Here is a 5,510-nt window from a genome sequence, read left to right as displayed (position 1 = left end):
CCACCGGCGCGGCGAGCACGGACCGGGCGACCGCGACCGATCGCGGCGATCAAACCCACCCGGCCAGTTGCTCGTTACCGACCCACGCTCCTAGGACACCGAGGCGCTGAGGTTCGGCCCGGCCTGCCTCGACGGTGTCGAAGCCTGCCGTCCTGCGGATGTCCCCGCCGCCCGCTGGTCGGCGGCGGCTCCGCGGGTGCGCTCGTAGTGGCGCCGGGCCTTCATCCGATTGCCGCACCTGGCCATCGAGCACCAGCGCGCCTTGTTGGGCTTGCTCCGGTCGAGCAGGAACAGCCGGCACTCGGCGTTGGCGCACGGCCGCAGTCTGCCCTCCATCGTCTCCTGGAGGGCGCCCCAGGTCAGGAGCGCCTGCACGGCCAGCCCTCGGTCCTCGGGGACGTCCACCGCCCAGGTGATGCCCCCGGGTGCGACCTCGGGACGGGAGGTGACACCGTCCAGGAGCGGCGACAGCGACGCTGCCGGTGCAAGACCGCGCACCACGGCCTGGAGAGAGTCTCGTGCCTGCACGAGGTGGTGCCGCTCACCGGGGGACCCGCTGCCGCCGTGAGCCCGCTGCCACGCCCGGGCCGCCCGGGGTTCGGCCAGCAGGTCCTGGGGGGTTCCGCTGGTGCCGGCGACCGGTGTGGTGTTCAAGAGGTCCAGCAGGGTGTCCTGCTGTGCGCGCCCGGTCATCACTCTTCCTAACCCAAACCAGTTGTTTGACAGGTTACATCCCCGATTGCGCCAACCACTCAATGCCCCTTTTCTGGTCAGCGGGGCGATGTCGGCGCTCGTGCCGGGCAAGTCGGAGCGCCCGGATGGCCTAACCGGCATGAGCGGCTTGACGGGTTGGGTAATCGGTGGTCGACTGGAGATGTAACCACTTCGGGCTAGATGAAAGGTTAGGAACATGGGTTCCTCAGTCCACTACCGCACCGCCACCGTGAACGGCCTCGAGGTCTTCTACCGCGAGGCGGGCGACGCCAACTCCCCGACGGTCGTGCTGCTCCACGGCTTCCCGACCAGCTCGCACATGTTCCGCGGGCTCATCCCGGCCCTCGCGGACCGGTACCACGTCATCGCCCCGGACCACATCGGCTTCGGGCAGTCCGCGGCCCCGTCGCACGAGGACTTCACCTACAGCTTCGACGCCCTCACCGAGGTCACCGCGGGCCTGCTGGAGCAGCTCGACGTCAACCGGTTCGCCATGTACGTCCAGGACTACGGCGCGCCCATCGGCTGGAGGCTCGCCCTGCAGAACCCGGACCGGATCACCGCGATCATCACCCAGAACGGCAACGCCTACGAGGACGGGTTCGTCCGCTCGTTCTGGGACGGCCTGTTCGCCTACGCGGAGAACCCGAACCCCGAGACCGAGGCCCCACTGCGCGGCGCCCTGACCATCGACGTCACCCGCTGGCAGTACCTCAACGGCGTCGCGGACCCCACCCTGGTCAGCCCCGACAACTGGGTCCACGACCAGGCCCTGCTGGACCGGCCCGGCAACGACGAGATCCAGCTCGCGCTCTTCCGCGACTACCCCTCCAACGTCGTCCTGTACCCGGAGGTCCACCAGTACTTCCGCGACTCCCAGGTGCCGCTGCTGGCCGTCTGGGGCTCCGGGGACGAGATCTTCGGCCCCGCCGGCGCCGAGGCGTTCCGCAGCGACCTGCCCAAGGCCGAGATCCACCTGGTCGAGTCCGGCCACTTCGCGCTCGAGAGCCACCTGGAGGAGATCACCCGGTACATCCGCGACTTCCTCGGCCGCGTCATCGGCTGAAGGGACAGGGACTACGACTCGCAGGCAGGCGTACGAATTCCGTAAGCAGCAATCGCCACCAGGTCGGGTGTTGTGCGTTGTGTCATGGATGGGTGCGACACAACCCTTCCTCCTCGCCCTCTTCGCCCTCCACGCGGCGGTTCGACCTGCCGTTGCCCACGCCGCCCGAGGCACTGCGAAGAGGTCCGCTGCGCGAGGGCACCTTCCGGTCCCCGCTGCACGATCCACGCACCGCCGTGGTGATCGGCCGCTGGCTCGGTGCGGCGCTGCTGGTCTGCTTCCTGACCGGGCTGTACAGCCATGTGCTGCAGGACCCGCCCGCCTGGCTGCGCGATCACCTGTCCGCCCGCCCCGCGGGCCTGTACCAGTTCACCCAGGGCGCGCACGTGATCAGCGGTATCGCCGCGATCCCTTTGCTGGGCGCCAAGTTGTGGACCGTCTACCCGCGGCTGTTCGAGTGGCCGCCCGCGCGCGGCGTACGGCATGCGCTGGAGCGGCTGGGCATCCTTCTGCTGGTCGCGGCGATGGTGCTGGAGCTGTTCACCGGGCTGCTCAACACGCTGCAGTGGTACGTGTGGCCCTTCCCGTTCCGGCAGACGCACTTCTGGCTGGCGTGGATCGCGGTCGGCGGCCTGCTGCTGCACCTGGCCGTCAAGGCACCAGAGATCGCGGCCCACTGGTGTCGGCCACGGCCGGAACTGTCGCAGCGCCGCGGCTTCCTGACCGCCGTGACCACCTCGGTGCTGGCGGTCACGGCGGTCACGGCCGGGCAGACCGTACCCTGGCTGCGCCGGATCGACCTGCTGGCGCCGCGCCGTTCGGACATCGGCCCGCAGGGCCTGCCCGTCAACCGGACCGCCGCCGCGGCCGGCACCGCACAGCCGCCCGTCAGTTGGCGGCTGAAGGTCGTCGGCCCCGCATCGTACGAGCTGACGATGGATGAGCTCCGGGCCATGGACCAGCACGAGGCCGTGCTCCCGATCTCCTGTGTCGAAGGCTGGAGCGCCTCGGCGCAGTGGGCCGGGGTGCGCATCCAGGATCTGGTGGCGCGGGCCGGAGCGCCGCCCACCGCCCGGCTGCGGATCACCTCCTTGGAGGTGGACGGCCCTTACCGGGAAACGGAGATGGAGGCCGCCTACGCCGCCGATCCGCTGACGCTGCTGGCGCTGCGGGTCAACGGCGAAGTGCTGGACGCCGACCACGGCTACCCGGCCCGGGTGATCGCCCCGGGCCGGCCGGGTGTGCTGCAGACCAAGTGGGTGGACCGGATCGAGGTGATCGTATGAGGGCGGCGGCCGCGCTGCGGACGGTGACCGCGCTCCTCGCGGCGGGGATGATCGGCTACGGCGTCCACGGACTGCTGCACGACCACTACATCCAGGACCCGCTGGACGTCCTGGAGTGGGCGGTGGGCGGCGTCGTGCTCCACGACGGGCTGTGGGTGCCGCTTCTCTGCCTGGCCGGGGCCGCCCTGGCGAAAGCACCGTGGACGGTGCGCGGCGGCCTGATCGTGGCCGCCGCACTGACCGCGGTGGGACTGCCGGCCGTCCTGCACGCGGGAGACAACCCCAACCCGACCGTGCTGCCGTTGCCCTACGCGCGCAACCTGCTCTGGCTACTCGCGGCGACGGCCGTGGTCACGCTGCTCCTGGAGGCGGTCAGGAGGGCACGCCGGGCAGACCGGTGGCCATTTCGTCCAAGGCGTGTGAGCAGGCGCGGTCCCGCTCCTTCGGGAGGCGCTCGACGGCACTGAGGAGTACCGTCCGCAGCTGGTCGGCGTTCGGGCAGCACTCGTTGCTGGCGATGCGGGGACGGCCGGGCACTGTTGCTCTGGCGGAAGCGCGTCCGCCAACAGGCACAACACTGGCTGACGTCATGCCATTTCAGTGAAACAGTTATCGGCGCGGTGGTCATTCCGGTGCGACTTCGGCGACCGCGGTGCGCGCACTGGCCGCATATATCACTTATCGTCGCCGTCTTCCCTGACGAGTGTGTCGGGCAATGCCGTCACCGGCGTCTCCGTTACTCTGCGGACCCTAGGAATCGTCCACGAAGAACTGAACTGTCAGTCGGTGGACAGGATTTGCCTCGTATCCCGGTCGGGAGGAAATGGACCATGCACGACTTTTCTCGTCGCGGCCTGCTCAAGGCGACGGCGGCCGCCGGCGTCGGCGCAGTCGTTGTTCCGGGCGTTACGGCCGTAGCCGCCACGGGCGCGAGCGCCGCGACCAAAGGGCCGGTCAAAGGGCCGGAGGGCGGGAAGTGCCCTCCGGCGGAGCTGACCGGCCGCATCGTCCGCCCCGGCGACCCCGACTTCACGGATGCGAGGCTCGGCTGGGACCAGCTCTTCGCTCACTATCCGCTGGTCATCGTCTTCGCCCAGAACACCCAGGACGTGGTCAACGCCCTCACCTGGGCGCGGCAGAACGACGTCGCGGTGCGGGTGCGGAGCGGCCGCCACGCGCTCGAGGGCTGGTCGAACGTGGACAACGGCATCGTGATCGACATCAGTGAGTTGAAGTCGGTCAAGATCGACACCGCCTCTCGTATCGCGACAGTCGGCGCCGGGCTCAACCAGTTGGAAGCGGTGACCGCACTCGCGAAGCAGGACCTCGCGGTGACGACGGGAACGGAGGGCAGCGTAGGCCTGTCCGGTGCGACGCTCGGCGGCGGCTTCGGGTTCCTCACCCGGTTGCTCGGCATGGCCTGCGACAGCCTTGTGGAGGCTGAGATCGTCGTCGCGTCGGGTGCCGAGTGCGCCCAGGTGGTCAAGGCATCCTTGAGCGACAACCCGGACCTGCTCTGGGCGCTCCGCGGGGCGGGCAACGGCAACTTCGGGATCGTCACGTCGCTCACCTACCAAACGGCTCCGCTGAAGTTCGTCACGTACGTGCAGGCGACGTGGGACGGCCTCGGGGACCTGCAGGGGGTCTTCGACGCATGGCAGACTACGGCACCGTGCGCCGACGACCGCCTCGGAACCCAGCTCGAGGTCCACAGGAACCAGATCCTGCTGTTCGCGGTTCTCGCTGAAGGAACGCCGGAAGAGGCGAAGAAGTTGCTGGCCCCGATCCTTTCGGTCGGCAACCCGAAGGTCTCGACGCAGGTGGGTAACTGGGGCGACGTATATGCGGGATTCCAGACCCCCATCACGGTCGAGCCCGCGAACTGGAAGTTCTTCTCGCAGTTCACCGGAAAGCCGTTCCCGAAGGAAGCGATCAGCGTGATCGGCTCGTTCATGCAGAATGCCCCGACGGATGACAGCAACTACTTCACCCAGGCCTTCGGCGGGGCGGTCAGAAGGCCCCCCCGCGGCGGCACCGCGTTCCCGCATCGAGACGCGCTTTTCTACGGCGAGATCGGTGCCGGCTGGGGGACTCGTGGAACACAGCCGGGCGTCTGCGACCCGCTCACCCCGCAGGCCCAGGCATGGACTGCCGAGTTCAGCCAGGCGTTGCGGCCCTATGTGAACGGTGCCTACGTCAACGTGCCGAATGTCGGAATGCAGAACTGGGAAACCGCCTACTGGGGACCCAACTTCGAGCGGCTGCGCGAGATCAAGGCGGAGTACGACCCCCACAACGTCTTCCAGTACGAGCAGAGCATCCCGCCCGCGTCACGCGGGCGCGAGCACGCCTAGGAGCGTGGGTCGGTAACGAGCAACTGGCCGGGTGGGTTTGATCGCCGCGATCGGTCGCGGTCGCCCGGTCCGTGCTCGCCGCGCCGGTGG

Annotated in this window: 5 protein-coding genes; 4 read left to right on the top strand and 1 reads right to left on the bottom strand. The window is 69.0% G+C overall.

Going from position 1 to position 5,510, the window contains the following annotated elements; all coding sequences use genetic code 11:
• Nucleotides 1-90: 90 nt before the first annotated feature.
• On the bottom strand, nt 91-693 hold the full coding sequence (locus ACGF12_RS37745; RefSeq protein WP_393040924.1) for a CGNR zinc finger domain-containing protein: 603 nt from the start codon (nt 691-693) through the stop codon (nt 91-93).
• A 217-nt stretch (nt 694-910) separates the two neighbouring features.
• Between ACGF12_RS37745 and ACGF12_RS37740 the strand changes: the two genes are divergently transcribed.
• From ACGF12_RS37740 to ACGF12_RS37725, 4 genes are all read left to right on the top strand, one after another.
• Nucleotides 911-1,780, top strand: a complete 870-nt coding sequence (locus ACGF12_RS37740) for an alpha/beta fold hydrolase (protein WP_393040922.1) — start codon at nt 911-913, stop codon at nt 1,778-1,780.
• 152 nt (nt 1,781-1,932) lie between these two features.
• On the top strand, nt 1,933-3,066 hold the full coding sequence (locus ACGF12_RS37735; RefSeq protein WP_393040926.1) for a molybdopterin-dependent oxidoreductase: 1,134 nt from the start codon (nt 1,933-1,935) through the stop codon (nt 3,064-3,066).
• A complete protein-coding gene (locus ACGF12_RS37730; protein ID WP_393040920.1) occupies nt 3,063-3,533 on the top strand; it encodes a hypothetical protein in 471 nt (156 codons plus the stop codon). The genes ACGF12_RS37735 and ACGF12_RS37730 overlap by 4 nt, the downstream gene beginning before the upstream one ends.
• A gap of 363 nt (nt 3,534-3,896) precedes the next feature.
• A complete protein-coding gene (locus tag ACGF12_RS37725; RefSeq protein WP_393040917.1) occupies nt 3,897-5,420 on the top strand; it encodes an FAD-binding oxidoreductase in 1,524 nt (507 codons plus the stop codon).
• Nucleotides 5,421-5,510: the final 90 nt, after the last annotated feature.

It is taken from the genome of Kitasatospora sp. NPDC048296, assembly GCF_043201815.1.
In the GTDB taxonomy this organism is placed as follows: domain Bacteria; phylum Actinomycetota; class Actinomycetes; order Streptomycetales; family Streptomycetaceae; genus Kitasatospora.
Note: the sequence above shows the minus strand (reverse complement) of the source record. Positions and strands in the feature narration are given on the sequence as shown.

Excerpts from the sequence above, each read along its gene's own strand:
- ACGF12_RS37740 (WP_393040922.1), top strand. The coding sequence starts at position 911 with ATGGGTTCCTCAGTCCACTACCGCACCGCCACCGTGAACGGCCTCGAG.
- ACGF12_RS37725 (WP_393040917.1), top strand. The coding sequence starts at position 3,897 with ATGCACGACTTTTCTCGTCGCGGCCTGCTCAAGGCGACGGCGGCCGCC.
- ACGF12_RS37730 (WP_393040920.1), top strand. The coding sequence starts at position 3,063 with ATGAGGGCGGCGGCCGCGCTGCGGACGGTGACCGCGCTCCTCGCGGCG.
- ACGF12_RS37745 (WP_393040924.1), bottom strand. The coding sequence starts at position 693 with ATGACCGGGCGCGCACAGCAGGACACCCTGCTGGACCTCTTGAACACC.